Origin of the sequence: Citrobacter sp. Cpo147 (assembly GCF_030332405.1) — a bacterium.
GTDB classification, from domain to species: Bacteria; Pseudomonadota; Gammaproteobacteria; order Enterobacterales; family Enterobacteriaceae; genus Citrobacter; species Citrobacter portucalensis.
In genome coordinates this window covers 333,587-352,717 of the sequence record NZ_JAOWHX010000030.1, presented here as the reverse complement: position 1 = coordinate 352,717, position 19,131 = coordinate 333,587, and the positions used below count along the sequence as shown (strand labels likewise).

At 50.0% G+C, this 19,131-nt stretch carries 19 protein-coding genes; 6 read left to right on the top strand and 13 right to left on the bottom strand.

The features are described from left to right. Window positions 1-96 precede the first annotated feature (96 nt). On the bottom strand, window positions 97-1,206 hold the full coding sequence (locus OGY06_RS04300) for an AI-2E family transporter (protein WP_003832733.1): 1,110 nt from the start codon (window positions 1,204-1,206) through the stop codon (window positions 97-99). A gap of 288 nt (window positions 1,207-1,494) precedes the next feature. Between OGY06_RS04300 and OGY06_RS04295 the strand changes: the two genes are divergently transcribed. Beyond that, complete coding sequence (locus OGY06_RS04295) at window positions 1,495-2,454, top strand: YbgA family protein (RefSeq protein ID WP_003832735.1); 960 nt, start codon at window positions 1,495-1,497, stop codon at window positions 2,452-2,454. A 12-nt stretch (window positions 2,455-2,466) separates the two neighbouring features. Here OGY06_RS04295 and OGY06_RS04290 read toward each other — a convergent pair whose 3' ends face one another. From OGY06_RS04290 to OGY06_RS04260, 7 genes are all read right to left on the bottom strand, one after another. Then, the gene (locus OGY06_RS04290) at window positions 2,467-4,395 is read right to left on the bottom strand and encodes a putative bifunctional diguanylate cyclase/phosphodiesterase (RefSeq protein ID WP_148362023.1); all 1,929 of its coding nucleotides are present in this window, start codon (window positions 4,393-4,395) and stop codon (window positions 2,467-2,469) included. A 17-nt stretch (window positions 4,396-4,412) separates the two neighbouring features. Beyond that, a complete protein-coding gene (locus OGY06_RS04285; RefSeq protein WP_286604796.1) occupies window positions 4,413-4,907 on the bottom strand; it encodes a putative pterin-binding protein in 495 nt (164 codons plus the stop codon). A gap of 410 nt (window positions 4,908-5,317) precedes the next feature. Further along, window positions 5,318-5,959, bottom strand: coding sequence for a helix-turn-helix transcriptional regulator (locus OGY06_RS04280; RefSeq protein WP_008784655.1), 642 nt, complete (start codon window positions 5,957-5,959; stop codon window positions 5,318-5,320). Between the two features lie 127 nt (window positions 5,960-6,086). Further along, window positions 6,087-7,055 carry a threo-3-hydroxy-L-aspartate ammonia-lyase gene (locus tag OGY06_RS04275; protein WP_003832743.1) on the bottom strand — a complete coding sequence of 323 codons (969 nt, stop codon included), beginning with the start codon at window positions 7,053-7,055 and terminating at the stop codon, window positions 6,087-6,089. 27 nt (window positions 7,056-7,082) lie between these two features. Further along, complete coding sequence (locus tag OGY06_RS04270; RefSeq protein WP_003832744.1) at window positions 7,083-7,478, bottom strand: RidA family protein; 396 nt, start codon at window positions 7,476-7,478, stop codon at window positions 7,083-7,085. 247 nt (window positions 7,479-7,725) lie between these two features. After that, window positions 7,726-8,034 carry a monooxygenase gene (locus OGY06_RS04265; RefSeq protein ID WP_003832746.1) on the bottom strand — a complete coding sequence of 103 codons (309 nt, stop codon included), beginning with the start codon at window positions 8,032-8,034 and terminating at the stop codon, window positions 7,726-7,728. Between the two features lie 36 nt (window positions 8,035-8,070). Further along, window positions 8,071-8,862: a PhzF family phenazine biosynthesis protein gene (locus OGY06_RS04260; protein ID WP_164562834.1), complete on the bottom strand. Its 792-nt coding sequence runs from the start codon at window positions 8,860-8,862 to the stop codon at window positions 8,071-8,073. Between the two features lie 129 nt (window positions 8,863-8,991). Between OGY06_RS04260 and OGY06_RS04255 the strand changes: the two genes are divergently transcribed. Continuing rightward, on the top strand, window positions 8,992-9,690 hold the full coding sequence (locus OGY06_RS04255; RefSeq protein WP_193133965.1) for an RluA family pseudouridine synthase: 699 nt from the start codon (window positions 8,992-8,994) through the stop codon (window positions 9,688-9,690). A 37-nt stretch (window positions 9,691-9,727) separates the two neighbouring features. On the opposite strand, the gene mdtK is transcribed toward OGY06_RS04255, so the two are convergent. After that, complete coding sequence (mdtK, locus tag OGY06_RS04250) at window positions 9,728-11,101, bottom strand: multidrug efflux MATE transporter MdtK (RefSeq protein WP_003832751.1); 1,374 nt, start codon at window positions 11,099-11,101, stop codon at window positions 9,728-9,730. A gap of 217 nt (window positions 11,102-11,318) precedes the next feature. Here mdtK and OGY06_RS04245 point away from each other — a divergent pair, with 217 nt between their 5' ends. Further along, complete coding sequence (locus OGY06_RS04245) at window positions 11,319-11,966, top strand: riboflavin synthase (RefSeq protein ID WP_003832752.1); 648 nt, start codon at window positions 11,319-11,321, stop codon at window positions 11,964-11,966. Between the two features lie 41 nt (window positions 11,967-12,007). Here the strand turns inward: OGY06_RS04245 and cfa are convergent, their stop codons facing one another. Then, a complete protein-coding gene (gene cfa, locus OGY06_RS04240) occupies window positions 12,008-13,156 on the bottom strand; it encodes a cyclopropane fatty acyl phospholipid synthase (RefSeq protein WP_003832753.1) in 1,149 nt (382 codons plus the stop codon). Between the two features lie 290 nt (window positions 13,157-13,446). Continuing rightward, window positions 13,447-14,652 (bottom strand): purine nucleoside transporter PunC, encoded by a 1,206-nt coding sequence (gene punC, locus OGY06_RS04235; protein ID WP_003832754.1) that lies wholly within the window; start codon window positions 14,650-14,652, stop codon window positions 13,447-13,449. A gap of 112 nt (window positions 14,653-14,764) precedes the next feature. Here punC and punR point away from each other — a divergent pair, with 112 nt between their 5' ends. Next, the gene (punR, locus tag OGY06_RS04230; RefSeq protein WP_003029215.1) at window positions 14,765-15,697 is read left to right on the top strand and encodes a DNA-binding transcriptional activator PunR; all 933 of its coding nucleotides are present in this window, start codon (window positions 14,765-14,767) and stop codon (window positions 15,695-15,697) included. Here the strand turns inward: punR and purR are convergent. Further along, window positions 15,694-16,719 carry an HTH-type transcriptional repressor PurR gene (gene purR, locus OGY06_RS04225; RefSeq protein ID WP_003832757.1) on the bottom strand — a complete coding sequence of 342 codons (1,026 nt, stop codon included), beginning with the start codon at window positions 16,717-16,719 and terminating at the stop codon, window positions 15,694-15,696. The two genes, punR and purR, sit on opposite strands and share 4 nt — an antisense overlap. Window positions 16,720-17,016: 297 nt before the next feature. Here purR and cydH point away from each other — a divergent pair, with 297 nt between their 5' ends. Next, the gene (cydH, locus tag OGY06_RS04220; protein WP_003029209.1) at window positions 17,017-17,106 is read left to right on the top strand and encodes a cytochrome bd-I accessory subunit CydH; all 90 of its coding nucleotides are present in this window, start codon (window positions 17,017-17,019) and stop codon (window positions 17,104-17,106) included. Between the two features lie 175 nt (window positions 17,107-17,281). After that, complete coding sequence (locus OGY06_RS04215) at window positions 17,282-18,451, top strand: MFS transporter (RefSeq protein WP_286604792.1); 1,170 nt, start codon at window positions 17,282-17,284, stop codon at window positions 18,449-18,451. 39 nt (window positions 18,452-18,490) lie between these two features. Here OGY06_RS04215 and sodB read toward each other — a convergent pair whose 3' ends face one another. Then, window positions 18,491-19,072, bottom strand: a complete 582-nt coding sequence (sodB, locus tag OGY06_RS04210; RefSeq protein WP_003029205.1) for a superoxide dismutase [Fe] — start codon at window positions 19,070-19,072, stop codon at window positions 18,491-18,493. Window positions 19,073-19,131: the final 59 nt, after the last annotated feature.

Below are 19,131 nucleotides of genomic sequence, written 5' to 3'. Positions count from 1 at the left end.
TTAATGAATACGCATGATTGCAATTATAGGAAACACATGATTTTGCGTGAAAATAAAAAGGCGGTCCCGAAACCGCCTTCTGTTATCGTCCTGCAATCATAAATCTGGAGGATTTTTTCCTTCCTCCATAAAGGCTTCGTCGATTCCTTCCACGTTACCTTCATGGTCACGCCCGGAAAACAGGTTCCAGCAGGTTATGAATAGTGCAGCAATCAGGGGGCCAATCACAAAGCCGTTAATGCCGTAGATCTCCATGCCGCCGAGAGTGGTAATCAAAATCAGATAGTCCGGCATTTTGGTGTCTTTACCTACCAGCAGCGGGCGCAGGATATTGTCCACCAGCCCAACGATAATCACGAAGAAGCCAACGATAAACAGCCCTTGCCATAGCTGGTGGGTGGCGAACAGGAATATTGCTGCAGGTACCCAGACGATCGCTGAGCCCACTGCAGGCACGAGGGAGAGAAACGCCATCAATGCACCCCACAGAACGCTGCCGTCGATATCCACAATTGCAAACGCGATGCCGCCAAGAATACCCTGAACCAAAGCGACAACCGCCGTGCCCTTGACGGTTGCCCGCGTCACGCCGACGAATTTGGCAAACAGGTGCTGTTTGGCAAAATCAGAAAGGGGTAATGAGTCCAGAATCTGGCGCACCAGATACGGTCCATCCTTCAGTAAGAAGAACAGCAGATACAGCATGATGCCAAAACTGATAGCAAAGCCGAATGTCCCTTTCCCAATCAGAAATGCACTGCCAGCAAGGTACTGCCCGCCTTGCAGCACGACATCGGACAGTTTTTTCTGGATCTGCGCGACATCATCCAGATTGTGTTCTGCCAGAAACCCTCTGGCCCAGTCAGGAAGGTACGAAAGAATAGAAGTGACGACTTCCGGGAACTGCGTGTCATTCTGTTGCAGTTTGGTGTACACCACGTTCAGTTCAATGGCCAGCGATGACAGGATTACCATCAGCGGGATAAAGACAATCAGACAGATAATGACGATGGTAATCAACGATGCCAGCCCGTTGCGTTCGCCAAGCGCGCTACGCAGTCTGTTTTTTACCGGGTTAAAGATAGTCGTTAATATCGCGGCCCACAAAATGGCGGAAAAGTAGGGGGACAATACATCGAAGAACGCCCAGGTCACGAGGGCAAGTATGAAAATGAAGAAGCCTTTAGTCAGTCCGTTAAATCGCATTAGTGAACCCTGTAATGAGAAGCAGTCCCGACTATAGAACCGTTCAGGGGATTTACCAACTTTAGCTGCAGATATTTAGAATAAAGATGTTGCACTAAGGCTACATTCTTATTGTCCTTGCTTCACTGGCGGGAGAGCTATCCTTGATCTCCTCCCTGAAAACAGTACCAGTCTAAACTGAAGTCTCCGGTCTTTCTTCCATCTCACAGCAGATAACGTACGCTATGATTTAATAGTGAAACCGTCATTTTTTCCCGAAAAGGGTCATCAATTAACGAGGGGGGCGTTATGAACAATCAGCCTGTCATCGGGATTAGTGGATGTTTAACTGGTTCAGCCGTGCGATTCGACGGTGGGCATAAACGGATGGGGTTTGTGATGGACGAGCTGGCTCAGTGGGTGACTTTCAAACCTGTCTGCCCTGAGATGTCTATCGGTTTGCCTGTACCACGTCCCGCGTTGCGTCTGGTTCAAACCGCCCAAGGGAATGTCCGCATCTGTTTTAGCCATGCGCCTGGTGAGGATGTAACCGATAAAATGTCCGATTTCGCCAACTCATATCTTCAGGGACTTGGTGGCCTCTCGGGTTTTATCGTCTGTGCTAAATCACCGAGTTGCGGTATGGAAAGAGTGAGACTGTATGACGAGAAGGGAAATCGTGGGCGAAAAGAAGGGACTGGTCTGTTTACTGGTGCATTAATGGAAACCTACCCGTGGTTGCCAGTCGAAGAAGATGGCCGCTTGCACGATCCGGTGCTGAGGGAGAACTTTGTCGAACGCGTGTTCGCATTGCATGAGCTTAATAGGCTGCGGGCCAATGGTCTTACTCGCCATGGCTTACTCAACTTTCACAGTCGCTATAAGCTCCAGCTTCTGGCTCATCACCAGGCCGGTTACCGGGAAATCGGCCCATTCGTAGCCTCGCTTCACCAGTGGGATGATTTGGACGCTTTTTTCGTTGTCTATCGTGAAAAGCTCATGACAATCCTCAAAAAGCCCGCCTCACGGAAAAATCACACCAACGTACTGATGCATATCCAGGGCTACTTCCGCGAACGGTTGAACACCCGCCAGCGCGGAGAGTTACGTGACGTTATCCTCAACTATAGCGGTGGGCTGCTGCCAATATTGGCGCCTCTGACGCTACTCAAGCACTATCTGGCTGAATACCCAGACAGCTATCTGCTTACCCAGAACTATTTTGATCCTTATCCGAATGATTTAGCGCTACGGTTGATGATCAAATAGTCTGAGAGCGATTCAACCGTTTCTGATTTTCTCATCGATACAAGGCTGAGGTTTACCAAACAGATATCCTTGGGCGAAATCGCAGCCCAGCGCCTGAAGGCTTTTTAGTTGTTCCTGCGTTTCAACACCTTCAGCAACAGCCTTCATATTGAGGGATTTCGCCATGCCGGTGATCAGTTTGATGATATTAAGTGCATCTTCCTGTGTGGATATTGAATGGACAAACGACTTGTCTATTTTAATTTTATCGAAGGCAAGCCTGCTCAGGCGCGAAAGGGAAGAATATCCGGTGCCAAAATCATCGATGGAGATTTTTACACCCATGGCTCTGAGTTTGTTAAGTGTGTTCATCGGCGTGGTACTCTCAGTGAAGATAGAGGATTCTGTTACTTCCAGTTCAAGACGATCGGCTGGTAGTCCAGTTTCTTTCAGAATAGACAGTACGATACCGACAAAGGCTTTGCTGCTTAGCTGGACAGGAGAGACATTCACTGAAATTTTAGCCGGAATCGCCCAACAAGCCGCTTCCCGGCAGGCAATTTCAAGCACAGCTTTCCCCATCTCATTAATCATTCCGGTTTTTTCAGCAACAGGAATAAAGTTATCCGGCGACAGGAGGCCCTTTAGAGGATGGAGCCAACGAATTAGGGCTTCATAGCTATAAATTTCCTGGCTGAAGGAGTCAACAATGGGCTGATAATAAACCACGAATTCTTTGTTCACTATTGCCAATGCCATATCATGCTCAAGCGTTCTGCTTTCTTGTAGCTTTTCTAACATTCGTTGTCGGAAGACTTTTATCTTACCAGAGCCTTCACCTTTGGCTTCATAAAGGGCCAGATCGGCAAATTTATAAAGATAGTCGGAACGACGTTCAGTGTCTGAGATAACAATGCCAACACAGGTGGTTATGTTGATAATCGTGTTATAAATAGTGTAGGGCTGGCTGATAAATTCACATATTTTCTGGGCGCGCGAAACGGCGTGGCTTTCTGTCAGGCCGCTTGAGAGAAACGCAAATTCATCTCCACCCAGGCGATACAGCGTATCCGAGGTAAGGCTCATCGAAACCAGTCGGTCAGATATCTGGCGTAGCAACATATCACCGGCATCATGACCATACGTATCATTTACTTCTTTGAATCGATCTAAATCAAACAACATCACAGTCACAGAATCGTGATTTTTTTCTGCTCTCTCAATTGTTTTATTTAAATCGCTCCAGAATAGCTGACGGTTATTCATCTCGGTAAGAGAGTCATGATAGACGTCATATTCCAGTTTAGCATTCTGCATTTGCAGTTTTTCTTTAGATTTCTGCAGTTCTTCGGCAAGACTCTTGACCTGCAGGTGCGCCCGCAGAATATTTCTGTTTTGATAGAAAATGAGCACGCCCAGAATCGCACTCAGTATTATCAGCAGCACAGAGGTAGCAGAATAAATATAGTACAGCGTCTGAATTTTTTGGTTGGCGTTATTGATCGAGTTAACATCTTTGTTTAACGCACCAGATGAAAGACGACCCAGTGGCGCATCCAGAGTATGCATTTTTTTCAGATAAGCCTGGAGTGCTAAACGGTTCATTTTCTCTAGATTAACATCCAGAAAACTAAGGGTATTTTCAAGTTTTACCGCCAGTTCACGGTGGGCTATATTGCTTTCGATGTAGCGCCCCAGGTCTCCTTCTTTTATCAAATCACTCTGGCTAAGCATAATGTCGAGGCGCATACGTACATCATCGAGATTCATCGTATCATCGATAGTGTAAAGACCAAGCAACGATTCAAATCGGTAATATTGTGATACCAGCTGAGCAGCAGACCAGGAATCGGTGTAGTGAGTCAGTTTCTGTAACTCTTGTTGCCGTTCATGCACGAGGAAAGAGATATACCCGGTAGATATAAAAAGAAAAAAGATGATGCCAGCCAGTATTCTGTTCATGATGTTCCCCTGAACGCTTACTCAATATCCATACTACTGACCTGCCATGCAGACCTTGAATAATAAATCTGATTATTCAGTTCTGGCATGCTGTCATAGGGGTAGACAATGAATAACGGGCCTTTGTCACGGATGCGCATATATTTTCCGTTGATTTTTAACGCAAGGATAGCATTGTATTTTTTGAAATCACTAAGAGGGATAACGGTGGTGTAGTCATTGAGTGCAGTGACCTTAACAACAGAGCCGTTAGCCCCGACATAATCCATGAGCTTTTTTAGCGGAATACCCGTAAAGGTAGTGCGCCCATTATACCAGGGGGAGGTGGTCTGGAAACTGACCATGCCCAGCTTCTCAAGGCTGGCGGTATCAAAAACGGCTTTCCCGTCTGCATTTGTATTTTCAATATTACCCGACAGCGTTAAAAGCACTTTACCGGTGGGCCTGGAAAGTTCACCTGCCCATAGCTGGGTGGAGAGTACAAAGCTTACCAACATGACCATTAACCGCATTCTTACCTCACCAATCAGCCGGATGTTAAAGAATTATAATTTAGATATCACGCTATTTATATATATTGCATGGGTATTATTGGTGTAATAACTTCAATGGCTTTTTAACTCTTTTAAATCAGTGGGTTATTTGTTGTCTGTTCTGCTGTGGTGCATTAAAAATGCTGGTGTGTTATTTGAGTAAAGCTAAATTTCACTATGTATGTACAAAAATAAATCATCTATTTACTCAGTGCCAATAAATACGCACGAAAATAAAGGTTTATTTTTTCACTGCGGCTGGATTTGGTTGTTTACTGGTAGGTAACCATATCGGGCACGAAGCCGCCTTTAGTGGAGCGGGAACGCTTCGTGTCGGTAATCAAGGACAGAAATTCTATACGCGGCAAGTGTGGTCTATCTGAACCCGTTTATTCACCCGCCTGAGCTGACTGGCGGGCATACAGATAGGCGGTGGCCCTCGATACGCCCAGATGCTGCGCTACTGTGTCCATAGATTTGCGTACGTTCAGCAAACCGTCCTGGCGTAATTGTTGAATCAGCAGCTTACGGTCTTGAGGTTTAAGTGCTCGGGCCGTCGTCGCGCGTTTAGCGGCAAAGTCATCAATACGCTGGCGGATGACTTCATTACTGCCGGGATCGATATGTTCCTTAATGGGGGAATTTTCAGTTTCAGTAAAACGCGCAAGAGCACTCTGCATACCACGGAACAGCGTCATATCGACATTCAGGCAAAGTGCCGCTACGTATTTGCCGTCTTCGTCCTTGATGCCAATGGAGGTACTTTTCACCGGGCGGCCATCGGCAAACTGATTACTGTAGTTCGCAATGATGCTGGGAAAGTCAGGTGATGCGATTCTCGCCAGGCCAAGCTCGGTTGCTGGCTGGCCGGGTTGACGTCCGGACAGATTATTATGGATGGACAAAATGGCATGTTCAGGATTTTTGAGGTCATGAACCACCACTTCGCAAAACGGAGAGAAGGTCTCACTCAATCCCCTGGCGATAGTATCAATTTGGCTGAGAAGCGAGTTATTGTCGGTTTTTGGCATGCCAGTCTCCTGCGGTGATGTCTGTTGCCATGATTGCGAGCAGTTTACAGTGACCTGGGAGCGTTTTTCCAGACGGGAGTGTACAGACAGTAAAAGTAGGGTATCTGCATGGCAGATACCCTGTTTATCATCCGGCCAGAAATTCACTGTAGCGACTGATATCCACGTTTCCGCCGCTGATGATAATGCCGATTTTCTTGCCGCGAAGTTCAGCTTTACGCGCTCTGGCGGCAGCAAAACCCAGACACCCGGTCGGCTCTACGACGATTTTCATGCGTTCAGCGATAAATTTCATTGAGGCAACTAACTCAGCGTCTGAAACAGTCAGAATATCGTTCACGTTTTGCTTGATAATCTGAAACGTATAGTTCCCGAGATGTTGAGTCTGAGCACCGTCAGCAATGGTTTTGGGCGTATCGATATGAACTATTTTTCCACTTCGGAACGACTGTTGACCATCGTTACCCGCCTCAGGTTCGACACCATAGATGATGCAGTCAGGAGACAGATGTCTGGCCGCCAGGGCGGATCCTGAGAGCAGGCCGCCACCGCCCAGACACACGAAAAGGGCGTCTAACTGACCCACTTCTTCAATCAGCTCTTTTGTGGCGGTGCCCTGGCCTGCGATCACGTGCGGATGGTCATAAGGGGGAATCAGCGTTAACCCCTGTTTCTCTGCCAGGTCCCGACCAATTTTTTCACGATCTTCAGTATAGCGATCGTAAGTTACCACTTTTCCGCCATAGCCTTTCGTCGCCGCAACTTTGGCCGCCGGGGCATCATGCGGCATGATAATTGTTGCTGGAATGCCCAACAACTTTGCCGACAGGGCAATGGCCTGTGCATGGTTGCCGGAAGAAAACGTCACGACGCCCGCAGCGCGTTGTTGTGGGGTGAACTGGCGTAGCGCATTCATAGCGCCGCGAAATTTGAAGGCGCCCATTCTCTGGAAGTTTTCGCACTTAAAGAAGACTTCCGCGCCAAATTCTTCGTTAACCGTTCGGGAGGTCATCACCGGCGTTTTGTTAGCATAATCTGCGATGCGCTCTGCCGCAGCGGCAACATCGTTATAATCAGGCAGTGTCATTTCAGTCATTGTTGTTCACCTGTATGTTTTTAAACGTCACGCTTGCGGGGCCAACGCAATAGCTTCAACTTCCAGCGCAAAACCATAATGAAGTTCCGCAACACCTGCTACTGCACGGGATGGACGGAAATCGCCGATCCACTCTCCATAGATTTTGTTAAACGTCGGCCACTGGTTCATATCCGTCACATAGACGCGAACAGACACCAGATGCTGACGTGATGCCCCAGCACCAGCCAGACAAGCATCAATATTCTTGAGTACCAGCCGGGTTTGATCTTCAAAAGAGGCATCCGCTTTTTTCTCGCCGTCGAAAGTGACCGGCAACTGCCCGGAAATGAAGACGAATCCGCCAGCCGTTGTACTGTGCGAGTAATGACCTGCTGGCGGGAAGCTTCCAGCAGATGAGTTCAGTGTAATGTCCGCGGTCATATGAGAATCTCCAGTCGCAGTTTGTGATTCATTTTGTATAAAATAATACTGTTTGTATTATTTTATACGCCTTTATGCCACTTCCTGCTAGAGATAGTTTTCGCGAGTGATGATTTTGTGAACTATTGCAAACTTGGCACACGCTATAGCGCAATCGCGAGGTGACGAAAGAGGGGGATCGCTTTTGATGAGGGGAAAGCCGGGGGAAATGAAGAAACGCCCCGGGAGGGGCGTCTAAGGCAAAAGTTTAGCTGATATGACCGTGGTTAATTTTACTTAACGGTTCATTGATATCGAAGATTTTGAACGTTACTTCTTCCACACCCAGGTGCTTCAGGCGGGCGGTATGCTTTTTGATATAGGCCTGAGCGGTGTCTTCGTTCTGGAACAGGTAGATGCCACCCGCTTCGTGATTTGCTTCGTTCTCGGTCCAGATTTTCCAGATGAACCCCGGCTCCTGGTTGATTGATTCGGCCAGTTCAACGAGCTGATTCGACATCTCAGCCCCAAACGGACCATGAAAATCAAAGTGTATCTGCACGAGTTTGTTCGACATAAATCCTCCATGGATTGGTTATTTTGGGTAAGGCCGCTAGCGCAACAGCACTTTACCGGTCAGATAAGTTATCGCCTGCCCACTGATATAAACACGCGTTCCTGCTAACTGACAGCGTAAATCCCCGCCGCGTTCAGAGACCTGGCGTGCCAGCATCTGTGTTTTATTCAGTTTTCCAGCCCAGTAAGGGATCAGCATGCTATGTGCCGAGCCTGTGACCGGGTCTTCCGCGACGGCTTCACCCGGGCAAAAGAAACGGCTGACAAAATCGTATTCCCCGTCACCCGGCGCGGTGATGCATACCATTTTCCCCAGCGGCAGCATGGCGTGGATGTTTGGGCGCACAGCCTCAACCTGCTGTTGATTTTCCAGCACCACCATGTAATCTCTTGCCACACGCACCTCTTTGTATTCGGTGATGCCTAATGTTTCCAGCAGTAAAGCTGGCGGCACGGCAGATTCGCTTGGCCAGGCTGGAAAATCAAGCGTCAGCCATTCACCGCAGCGCGTGACCGTCAGCGGTCCCACAAAGCGGGTAGCAAATTGGATTTTCGTATCCGGGTAATCCAGATGTTCAAAGATGACATGCGCGGCGGCAAGCGTGGCATGCCCACAAAGATTGATTTCACCCTGAGTGGTAAACCAACGCAGCTCAAAACCATTCTCATCGGCGACAAAAAAAGCGGTTTCTGACTGGTTATGCTGCTGCGCCATCTTTAATAATGTTTCATCGGGCAACCAGTCCGTGAGCGGACAGACTGCTGCGGTATTACCGCCAAACGTCGTGGTGGTAAAGGCATCCACCATGTAAAAATTGATTTGTTGCACAGAGTAACCCTCTCATCGCACTCAGGATAAATCACACTCTACCATGCCAGCCATTGGGTCAATGCTCAGATTCGCCACTGTGGTGAAAATTCGTTATCATCCGTTCCCACACCTCATTCTGGCCGCCTGATGTCTACGATCCTCGATACCTTTATTGCCCCGCCTTGCCATGACGAGATAGAGACCCTCTATCAGGACGAGCATCTGTTGCTCATCAATAAACCCAGCGGGTTGCTTAGCCTGTCGGGCAAAAATCCGCAGAATCTCGATTCGGTACATCACCGGCTGGTACAGATTTACCCTGGCTGCACGCTGGTACATCGGCTTGATTTCGGCACTTCTGGGCTGATGGTGGTCGCTCGTAACAAGGCTATCAACGCCGCGCTTTGCCAGCAGTTCAGCCAGCGTACGGTCACTAAGGTGTACAGCGCGCTGTTATGCGGGCATCTGGAAAACGACGAAGGGGTTATCGATGCAGCGATTGCTAAAGACCCGGCGCTGTTTCCATTGATGTCGATTTGTGCTCTCAACGGCAAACCCGCACGCTCGCGCTATCAGGTTGTCGAGCGCTTTTATCATCGTCAGGAAGAGGGGACGCAGCTCCCCTTGACGCGGGTACAACTGACCCCTGAAACCGGGCGCACCCATCAACTACGGATCCATTGTCAGCAGTTAGGACATCCCATTTTAGGATGTGATTTGTATGGCGGGCGTTTGCTGCCTGGCACTGAACAAACGCCGCGATTGATGCTGCATGCCAGTGAACTGCATTTCAGGCATCCCATTAGTGAAGCGTGGATGAACGCCAAAAATGACAGCCCGTTTTGAGGCGAAAAAAAGCCGCCTGGCGGCGGCTTTTATGAGGTTATCGCGCAGCGCGTTGTAAAATAACCGCTGACGGCTGGCGTTGTAGAAACCGCATCCGCAGCATCATCAGTATCGCCGCAGAGGTCAGGCCGATAATAAAGCCCATCCAGAATCCCGCTGGTCCCATCCGGTCAACTACCAGATCGGTAAGCGCCAGAATATAACCGCTCGGCAGACCCAGCACCCAGTATGCCGTAAAGGTAATAAAGAAAATGGAACGCGTATCTTTATAACCACGCAGGATCCCGCTGCCAATAACCTGGATAGAGTCCGAAATTTGATACACCGCGGCCAGTAACATGAGCTGAGCCGCCAGGGCGACAACTTCCGGGTTATTGTTATAGAGCAGGGCAATATGCTCGCGGAATGTCACGGTGAAAATCGCCGTTACGACAGCCATGCAGACACCAACACCCAGACCCGTTCTGGCTGCAGTTTGCGCATCCAGCGTCGAACCCTGGCCCAGACGATAACCGACACGAATGGTGACGGCGGCAGCCAGAGACATTGGCAGGACGAACATTAACGAACTGAAGTTCAGTGCGATCTGGTGTCCGGCTACGTCGACAATCCCCAGCGGGGAAACCAGCAGCGCGACCACCGCAAACAGCGTTACTTCGAAAAATAACGCCAGCGCGATAGGTAAACCCAGCTGTACCAGACGCTTCATTACTGCAGTGTCAGGTTTCTGGAAACCACCCTCATTACGGATATCGCGCATTGAACGCGCACGTTTGATGTAAGAGAGCATGGCGATAAACATCACCCAGTAAACCGCTGCTGTTGCCACACCACAACCCACGCCACCCAGTTCCGGCATGCCTAAATGCCCATAGATGAAAACATAGTTAACTGGAATGTTCACCAGCAGGCCGAGAAATCCCATCACCATCGCCGGTTTAGTCTTTGCTAATCCTTCGCACTGGTTACGGGCTACCTGGAAGAACAGATAACCCGGTGCGCCCCACAGCAGGGCACGCAGGTAACCAACGGCTTTATCTGCCAGCGCTGGGTCAATGTTATGCATGGAGCGAATAATGTACCCCGCATTCCATAGCACAACCATAATCAGCACGGAGACGCTGCCCGCCAGCCAGAAGCCCTGACGTATTTGATGGGCGATACGGTCGCGGCGTCCGGAACCATTGAGTTGCGCAATTACCGGCGTCAACGCCAGCAGTAGTCCGTGACCAAACAGAATGGCCGGTAGCCAGATGGAAGTACCAATGGCGACTGCCGCCATATCCGTCGCGCTGTATCCGCCCGCCATGACGGTATCAACGAATCCCATTGCGGTTTGAGCGATTTGCGCAAGAATCACCGGAATTGCCAGAGCTAATAACTGACGCGCTTCACTTACATACTTTTGCACGTGTACACCACTATATTGTTGTTATTTGAGAGACTAAAAAAGCCGCCTTATATGGCAGCAAGGAGAAAAAGCAGGGGAAATTTCAGTCTATTGTAGCGAGGAATACGTAATTCTCCAGTGAAAAAACAGGCGCTGGTGGCGCATTGCTGGCAACCTGAATTTCCACCTGCTATTGTGCTGTGCAGAGATGTCTTAATTGAGTTCAGGAGTAGGAAGTATGTTTACGGGTATTGTGCAGGGCACCGCAAAATTGGTGTCCATTGATGAAAAACCAAATTTTCGTACGCATGTTGTGGAGTTGCCTGAATATATGCTGGATGCGCTGGAGACCGGCGCATCGGTTGCCCACAATGGGTGCTGCCTGACGGTCACCGAAATTAACGGTAACCAGATAAGCTTCGACCTGATGAAAGAAACGCTGCGTATCACCAACCTGGGCGATCTGAAGGTCGGAGATTTGGTTAACGTTGAACGTGCGGCAAAATTCAGTGATGAGATTGGCGGACATTTAATGTCGGGCCATATTATGACCACTGCCGAAGTGTCGAAAATTCTGACCTCGGAGAATAACCGTCAGGTGTGGTTTAAAGTCCAGGACCCGTCGCTGATGAAATATATCCTGTACAAAGGATTTATTGGTATTGACGGTATCAGTCTGACGGTCGGTGAAGTGACGCCGACGCGTTTTTGTGTGCATTTGATTCCGGAAACGCTGGAGCGTACTACGCTTGGCAAGAAAAAGCTGGGCGCGCGGGTTAATATCGAAATCGATCCCCAAACGCAGGCGGTGGTTGATACCGTTGAACGTGTCCTGGCGGCGCGTGAAAGCGCCATCAGCAACATAACGGGCGAAGCGGGAGCCTAAGCCTGAGAGTAAAGCCCCCGTTGCTACGGGGGCGAAAACGATTAGCGGGGAACGCGCAGACCGTGTTCAACACCGCGGGAAAATACCACCTGCCATAGCTGAATGTCACGAGCACGAAACGCCCCGGCGCAGGCGTTCAGATAATAGCTGAACATCCGTTTGAAACGTTCGGTATAGTTATCGGCGATTTCAGGCCAGGAGTTCATGAAACGCTCGTGCCATGCCATCAGCGTCGTGTCGTAATCCGCGCCAAAATTATGCCAGTCTTCCATCACAAAATGCGGTTCGCTGGCGTTGGCAATCTGGCGAACTGACGGCAAACACCCGTTTGGGAAGATATACTTATTGATCCACGGATCAACGTTATTGTCGGTTTTTTTGGAGCCGATGCTGTGCAGTAAAAAGAGACCATCCGGTTTTAAATTACGATCGACCACCTCAAAATAGGTGGCGTAGTTCTTCGGTCCAACATGTTCAAACATGCCGACGGAGACAATGCGGTCGAATTTGTCGTTCAGGTCGCGATAATCCTGCAGCAAAATGGTGACATCCAGCCCAGCGCAACGTTCCTGTGCCATTTTCTGCTGTTCTGCCGAAATGGTCACACCCACCACGCTCACACCATATTGCGATGCCATAAACTGGGATAAACCACCCCAGCCACAGCCAATATCAAGCACCCGCATTCCTGGCTTCAGTTGCAATTTTTCAGCAATCATTTTGAGCTTCGCCTGTTGGGCAGATTCCAGAGTGTTGGCATCTTTCCAGTAGGCGCAGGAATACTGCATATAGGGGTCAAGCATGCGGGTAAAGAGATCGTTGCCCAAATCGTAATGTTCTTTGCCGACCATCCACGCACGTTTTTTGGTCTGTAAATTGAACAGGCGAGCCGTGGCGATACGTAGCGTATCTTTAAAGTGGCGGGGGAGTTGGTTTTCAAGACCGGCACGCAAGACTTTACTAAAAAACATGTCCAGCCGGTCGCATTCCCACCAGCCATCCATATAACTTTCACCCAACCCTAACGATCCTTCCTGCAATACGCGTTTGAAAAAATCGGGGTTCTTTACTCGAATATCAGCCGGTGCAGGGCCATTAATGGCAATGCCTGCACGGCTCAATAATTCATTGGTAATGCGGTACCAGTCATCATCCGGTACGCTGACGTCTTCTATACATGATGAACTCATAGCTTCTCCATCACTGGTCGGTGATCAGAACCTTAAAACAGCGTAGACGCTTTTTTGGGCTTTGTGAGAAATCTCACGGAATTAATCCGCGAATCTATAATCCGACGTAGAACAGAGGAAGGGAGAAACCCTTGCCGAAAAGGCCATCCGTGGTAAAACGGGAACGTTCTTGTCCCCGTTAACGCATTAAAATTATCGTTTTTTTAACAACTGAAAATCAGTATATGCCTGAATTTTTGACGATTCAACCGATAATTGTTAGCGGGCTAACTAAATGCCCGCAACCATTATTAGTGCGACTCTCCGTGGGCAACTTGCGCATGATCATCTGTTTGCGGGGCGTCAGTTTTCTGCGATTGCATTTTGTAACCCACAGCAGCCAGCAATACTGTTGTCAGCATAACGCTGGTGGTGGTGAGCAGCGGGGTGGCAATCAACCAGGAAACGACAAGGCTTGCCAGGAAGCATAAACCCAGTTGCAGCGTATTCTGCAATGCGGCTGCGCGTCCCGTGGCCTGTGGGAAAGGGCGTAATGCCTGCGCGACAACGATAGGGTAGATTGCGCCGTTCGCAATCGCCATAACGCAGAATGGGATCAGGATTTCAGCCAATGCAACATGATGAATAAAACCGGTCGCCCAGGTGCCTACAACGCTGAAGGCATACAGGATGAGTAACCAGGGCAGCAGCTGACGACCCTGCCATTTTTGCAGCGCTGCACGACAGCCGTAACCACCAATTAAGAAGGCGATAGTTTGCGGAACATAGCTCAGACCAATTACCGCTGGGCTATAACCCATTTCGCTGAGGATGAACGGGGAACCCGTCAGCCATGCGAAAAAGCTCGCGGAACAGGCGGCATAAATCAGCACGTTTCCACGGTAAGTTTTCGAGCGCAGCAAGGTGGCGAAAGTCAGTTTATCCTGGCTGTCATCGCGCGCTTTAGCCGTTGGCTTTAGACGCAGAGCCGGAAGCATCAGAATCAGAGTAATGGCAAACAGAGTGGCAAAAATGGCCTGCCAGGAAAAATGTACCAGGATCCAACTGCCTAATAGCGGGGCGAGTGCAGGAGATAACCCGACCAGCGGCATAATAGTAGCAAAGATGCGGTTTACTTTTTGTGAAGGATAATAATCGGTAACCAGCGCTTGCCAGATAACCGATGCCGCACAGACGCCAACGGCCTGAACAAATCGCAGTACCAGTAGACCAGTGGCGTTTTCAACCCACAGCATACCCAGACTGCCTAGTGCGAAGATAGATAAACCCAGCAGCAAAATAGGCTTGCGACCATAGTGGTCAGAAAGCGGCCCCCACAGCAGTTGTGCGACGGCAAAACCGGCTAAGAACAAGCTCAGGCTGGCGCTGACGGCAGATGCAGGTGTTTGCAGATCGGACTGAATAGCAGCAAAGGCGGGTAGATACATATCCGTTGCCAGAAAACCAAGCACGCTAAGACCAGCCAGCCAGACTAAAAACCCTTTCCCAGGTTGCATCATCATTTCTCTTTTTTAGCAGTAGAACAATGCCGCTGAGTGTAGTGAGTGTAATTCTCGCTGTGAAACGCTAATATTTGCTTACTGATTTCAAATTTTTTGCAGGCAGAATATGTGGTCGGAATATTCACTTGAAGTGGTTGATGCGGTTGCGCGTAACGGTAGCTTTAGTTCGGCCGCGCAGGAGCTGCACCGTGTACCTTCGGCGGTAAGCTACACCGTGCGCCAGCTGGAAGAGTGGCTGGCGGTGCCACTTTTTGAGCGACGCCATCGGGATGTTGAATTAACGCCTGCCGGGGCGTGGTTTTTAAAAGAAGGCCGCTCTGTTATCAAAAAAATGCAGATCACGCGCCAGCAATGTCAGCAAATTGCTAACGGCTGGCGCGGACAGCTGGCGATCGCCGTCGATAACATTGTCCGCCCGGATCGTACCCGACAGATGATAGTGGATTTCTACCGTCACTTTGATGATGTGGAATTGTTAGTTTTTCAGGAAGTGTTTAACGGCGTGTGGGACGCACTGTCTGATGGACGCGTGGAACTGGCCATCGGTGCCACACAGGCCATTCCGGTCGGGGGGCGCTATACCTTCCGCGATATGGGAATGCTGAGCTGGAGCTGCGTGGTAGCCAGCCATCATCCACTGGCGTCAATGCCTGGACCGCTAAGTGATGACACGTTGCGCAACTGGCCGTCACTGGTGCGCGAAGATACCTCTCGAACATTGCCGAAGCGTATTACCTGGCTGCTGGACAACCAAAAGCGCGTAGTCGTGCCGGACTGGGAATCCTCAGCGACCTGTTTGTCCGCGGGATTGTGCGTGGGCATGGTACCGACGCATTTTGCCAAACCGTGGATCGATAGCGGCAAATGGGTTGCGCTGCAACTGGAGAACCCTTTTCCTGATGCCGCATGCTGCCTGACATGGCAGCAGAACGATACGTCACCGGCATTGAGTTGGCTGCTGGACTATTTAGGGGATAGTGAAACGTTGAACAAGGAATGGCTGCGGGAGCCAGATGAGACTCCCGCACAACAGGCTTAACGGCGGTAATCGCGGAACGGACCGTCGGCAACGGAGCGACGCTCAACCAGGCGCGGATGCACCTCGATAGACTGTGACTCTTCACGTTTATTCACGATACGGTCTAACAGCATGTTGAAGGCCGTTTCACCCAGTGAATCCTTCGGCTGGTGAATGGTCGTCAAGGCCGGCGTGAAGAAGCGGGCGTTGCGCACGTTGTCGTAGCCGATGAGTGAGACATCCTGCGGTACGCGCAGTCCCATTTCGTCAGCGGCGCACAGCGCACCCATTGCCATAATATCGCCACCGCAGAAGACCGCAGTCGGACGATGAGACTGCGACAGAATTTGCTGCATGGCGCGATAGCCGGATTCAGGCTCAAAATCGCCCTGGACAATCCAGTTTTCAGGCACTTTAATCAGCGCTTCTTCCATCGCTTTCATAAAGCCAGCCAGACGCCCGGCCCCGGTGTTACGTTCCATTGGGCCAGGGATCACGCCAATCTCACGATGACCGCGTTCTACCAGATACCGGCCCGCCATGTAACCGCCTTCGAAGGCGTTATCAATGACCGTATCGGTAAAGTCGGCTTTTGCTTCGCCCCAGTCCATGACGACCATCGGGATATGGCGATACTCTTCGAGCATCGAAAGCAGAGACTCCGGATACTCAGAACACATCACCAGCAGACCATCAACGCGCTTTTGCGCCATCATCGACAGATAAGCCTGCTGCTTTTCGAGACTGTTCCATGCGTTACCCAGGATCAGGGTATAGCCTTTCTGGAAACAGTTTTTCTCAACGGCTTCGATAATTTCGGCGAAATAGGCCGCTTCGCTGCTGGTCGCCAGCAAGCCGATAGACTTGGTGTGATTTACCTTCAGGCTGCGGGCAACTGCGCTCGGAGAATAGTGCAGTTCTTTGATTGCTGCCCAGACAGCATTACGTGTTTCTTCCGCGACAAAGCGCGTCTTGTTAATTACGTGTGATACGGTTGTAGTGGAAACGTTTGCTCGCTTCGCTACATCTTTAATTGTTGCCATTACATCTCACTCCAGACCATATCCTAAGCTCCTGAGAATACTCCAGGTAAACGTTTGCCTTTACACACCCTTATCGCAACGTAAGGGTTGCGGCACGCCGGGAAAACGACACGGAACGTCAGGAAGGGGTCAATGGCCGGTACGCTAATCAAGTAAGCGTGGAATTTTGTCTGATCTTAACGAAAAGGGGAAGAGTTAAAAGCAGTTATCAATATAAATCGTGAGAGATTTTTGCTTTCAAGTGTGTAAAAATGCGCAATATCACTTTTTGTGTGGGAATAAAAAGGAGAAAACTTGATGAGCACCGATCTGAAATTTTCGTTAGTGACTACCATTATTGTTCTGGGTTTGATCGTCGCGGGTGGTCTGACCGCAGCGCTGCATTGATTTCCCCGAGGGAGTTAGCTCTCCCTCATCCCTTCGACTCGTTTTTCCCCTCTATTGTTTGCGAATAAGCAAAAGTCTTTTGCAGTTTTGTTAACTTTATTAATTTTGCGATCAATGTCATGCTTTTGACTCTTATTTTATGTCGTGCCACGGCTCGACGATACGGAGTCGAAATATGAAAATCAATTACCCTCTACTGTCGCTGGCAATCGGGGCGTTTGGTATTGGCACCACCGAGTTTTCGCCAATGGGGTTATTGCCCGTCATTGCCAAAGGTGTGGACGTCTCGATTCCGGCGGCTGGCATGCTGATCAGCGCTTATGCAGTAGGTGTGATGGTAGGTGCACCGCTGATGACATTGCTGCTGTCTCATCGTGCGCGACGTAATGCTTTGATATTCCTGATGGCGATTTTCACGCTGGGTAATGTGCTTTCGGCTATCTCGCCGGATTACACCACGCTGATGCTATCGCGTATTTTGACCAGTCTTAACCATGGAGCCTTTTTTGGTCTCGGTTCTGTGGTTGCAGCCAGTGTGGTACCCAAACATAAGCAGGCCAGCGCTGTGGCAACGATGTTTATGGGGTTAACTATCGCCAATATTGGCGGCGTTCCGGCGGCGACCTGGCTTGGTGAAACCATCGGCTGGCGCATGTCGTTTATGGCCACTGCAGGGCTGGGCGTCATTGCGATGGTCAGCCTGTTCTTCTCATTACCCAAGGGTGGAGCAGGAGAGCGCCCGGATGTCCGTAGCGAACTGGCGGTACTTATGCGCCCGCAGGTGCTGTCGGCGTTACTGACTACCGTACTGGGTGCTGGGGCGATGTTCACGCTGTATACCTACATCTCGCCGGTTCTGCATACTATCACTCATGCTACACCGGAGTTTGTTACCGGGATGCTGGTGTTGATAGGTGTTGGCTTCTCGATCGGTAACTATTTTGGCGGCAAACTGGCTGACCGTTCAGTCAACGGTACGCTAAAAGGCTTTTTACTGCTGCTGATGGTTATTATGCTGGCCATTCCTTTCCTTGCGCGTAATGAGTTGGGAGCGGCGGTCAGTATGGTGGTCTGGGGCGCGGCGACGTTTGCGGTCGTTCCACCGTTGCAGATGCGTGTGATGCGCGTTGCCAGCGAAGCACCTGGATTATCATCGTCAGTCAATATTGGCGCGTTTAATCTGGGGAACGCACTGGGGGCTGCGGCCGGCGGGGCGGTAATATCTGGCGGCCTGGGCTACAGTTTTGTGCCGGTAATGGGGGCGATTGTGGCGGGTCTTGCGCTGCTGCTGGTATTCATTTCCGCAAGAAGACAGCCTGAAGAGGCTTTCACTACCGCGAATTAATGCAAAAACGCAGAAGGAAGTCCTTCTGCGTTATCTTTTTTATGCTGCGAAGTTCTTCGCAACAAATTCCCAGTTCACCAGTGCCCAGAAATGTTCCAGGTAGCCAGGACGAGCATTGCGATAATCGATGTAGTAGGCGTGTTCCCATACGTCAACGGTCATCAGCGGCGTCGCGTCGGTGGTCAGCGGAGTACCTGCGTTGGAGGTGGAGACGATAGCCAGTTTGCCATCCGTTCCTTTAACCAGCCAGGTCCAGCCAGAACCGAAGTTTTTGATAGCGGCATCGGTGAATTGCGCTTTGAAATCTGCAAAGCTGCCAAAGGAAGCGGCGATTGCATCGGCCAGTTTTCCGGTCGGTTCACCACCTGCGTTTGGTGCCAGGCAGTTCCAGTAGAACGTGTGGTTCCATACTTGTGCTGCGTTATTGAATACACCGCCTTCAGAGCTACGAACGATCTCTTCCAGTGATTTGCCTTCAAACGCCGTGCCTTTAATCAGATTGTTCAGATTGGTCACGTAAGTTTGATGGTGTTTGCCATAGTGATATTCCAGCGTTTCGGCAGAAATGTGCGGTGCCAGAGCATCTTTGGCATACGGTAATGCAGGTAATTCAAACGACATTGCTTCTCTCCTTATTATTTATATTGAGTACACACAATAGCCTCATTGTGAGTAAGGAT

What these genes read in the sequence shown, in the direction of transcription:
- cfa (WP_003832753.1), bottom strand. Translation starts at nt 13,156, where the DNA reads ATGAGTTCATCATGTATAGAAGACGTCAGCGTACCGGATGATGACTGG.
- OGY06_RS04290 (WP_148362023.1), bottom strand. Translation starts at nt 4,395, where the DNA reads ATGAACAGAATACTGGCTGGCATCATCTTTTTTCTTTTTATATCTACC.
- OGY06_RS04255 (WP_193133965.1), top strand. Translation starts at nt 8,992, where the DNA reads ATGTCTACGATCCTCGATACCTTTATTGCCCCGCCTTGCCATGACGAG.
- OGY06_RS04275 (WP_003832743.1), bottom strand. Translation starts at nt 7,055, where the DNA reads ATGACTGAAATGACACTGCCTGATTATAACGATGTTGCCGCTGCGGCA.
- OGY06_RS04215 (WP_286604792.1), top strand. Translation starts at nt 17,282, where the DNA reads ATGAAAATCAATTACCCTCTACTGTCGCTGGCAATCGGGGCGTTTGGT.
- OGY06_RS04295 (WP_003832735.1), top strand. Translation starts at nt 1,495, where the DNA reads ATGAACAATCAGCCTGTCATCGGGATTAGTGGATGTTTAACTGGTTCA.
- cydH (WP_003029209.1), top strand. Translation starts at nt 17,017, where the DNA reads ATGAGCACCGATCTGAAATTTTCGTTAGTGACTACCATTATTGTTCTG.
- OGY06_RS04280 (WP_008784655.1), bottom strand. Translation starts at nt 5,959, where the DNA reads ATGCCAAAAACCGACAATAACTCGCTTCTCAGCCAAATTGATACTATC.
- sodB (WP_003029205.1), bottom strand. Translation starts at nt 19,072, where the DNA reads ATGTCGTTTGAATTACCTGCATTACCGTATGCCAAAGATGCTCTGGCA.
- OGY06_RS04270 (WP_003832744.1), bottom strand. Translation starts at nt 7,478, where the DNA reads ATGACCGCGGACATTACACTGAACTCATCTGCTGGAAGCTTCCCGCCA.
- purR (WP_003832757.1), bottom strand. Translation starts at nt 16,719, where the DNA reads ATGGCAACAATTAAAGATGTAGCGAAGCGAGCAAACGTTTCCACTACA.
- OGY06_RS04285 (WP_286604796.1), bottom strand. Translation starts at nt 4,907, where the DNA reads ATGCGGTTAATGGTCATGTTGGTAAGCTTTGTACTCTCCACCCAGCTA.
- punR (WP_003029215.1), top strand. Translation starts at nt 14,765, where the DNA reads ATGTGGTCGGAATATTCACTTGAAGTGGTTGATGCGGTTGCGCGTAAC.
- punC (WP_003832754.1), bottom strand. Translation starts at nt 14,652, where the DNA reads ATGCAACCTGGGAAAGGGTTTTTAGTCTGGCTGGCTGGTCTTAGCGTG.
- OGY06_RS04300 (WP_003832733.1), bottom strand. Translation starts at nt 1,206, where the DNA reads ATGCGATTTAACGGACTGACTAAAGGCTTCTTCATTTTCATACTTGCC.
- OGY06_RS04265 (WP_003832746.1), bottom strand. Translation starts at nt 8,034, where the DNA reads ATGTCGAACAAACTCGTGCAGATACACTTTGATTTTCATGGTCCGTTT.
- OGY06_RS04245 (WP_003832752.1), top strand. Translation starts at nt 11,319, where the DNA reads ATGTTTACGGGTATTGTGCAGGGCACCGCAAAATTGGTGTCCATTGAT.